This window comes from Paenibacillus zanthoxyli JH29 (assembly GCF_000520715.1).
GTDB classification, from domain to species: Bacteria; Bacillota; Bacilli; order Paenibacillales; family Paenibacillaceae; genus Paenibacillus_AQ; species Paenibacillus_AQ zanthoxyli.
In genome coordinates this window covers 1-669 of the sequence record NZ_ASSD01000257.1, presented here as the reverse complement: position 1 = coordinate 669, position 669 = coordinate 1, and the positions used below count along the sequence as shown (strand labels likewise).

The 669-nt window shown below is 60.7% G+C and carries 1 protein-coding gene; it reads right to left on the bottom strand.

Annotated features, from left to right (window positions below):
- Positions 1 to 27: 27 nt before the first annotated feature.
- A partial coding sequence (locus tag L691_RS0109430; protein WP_025690201.1) for a nucleotidyltransferase family protein occupies positions 28 to 669 on the bottom strand: 642 nt, incomplete at its 5' end.

The following is a 669-nucleotide window of genomic DNA, read 5'->3' as shown; positions in this document are numbered from 1 at the left end:
CCATTCGGTATATGGAGAAGCTGCCGGTCAAATCATGACCGGCGGCTTCAAATAGTCGCTGTATAGCTCGCTGCGGAGCGGTGAGGCGAATGCCGCAGCATAGGCGGCGGACGCCTGAAGATCCCGTTCCAAATGCGGATGGGAGCAAAGCGCCGACCGTGTGATAACGGGCAGGGTGGCGCTTTGCTTCATTTTTTTGAGCAGGGAGCGGCCGCTTTTCCGAAATCCGAGCACCCGGATATAGCCCGGCCCTTGCGACAGCACGCCGGAAGAGAATTCTTCCTTGCCGTGATTCAGCAGAATATGCAGAAGCATCCGCTGAAGGCGTGTGCGGGTGTAGCGTTTGCTCTTCAAGGCTGACAGCAGGCCGCTAACGGTGAACTGCTCAAGCTCCGGCAGAACCCGCAGCAGACGATGCTCCAGTCCCTCGCTCACATCCAGCAGACCGCCAAGCTCGGCGGCTGAGCGGGTGGAGAGAAGGTGCAGCAGCGGAGAGCGGAAGCTCTCCCAGTCCAGCGGCCTGCGGCCTTCCTGCTGCTCGCGCCGAAGGATGTTAAGACTGTACTCCGGTATATAGTCTGCGGGGGAACCGCCCATACGCAGCAGTCCGCGCAGCGCTGTCGCACTGGCAATGGCAGTACCGGTACGAAGCGGCTCATGAAAGCCCGC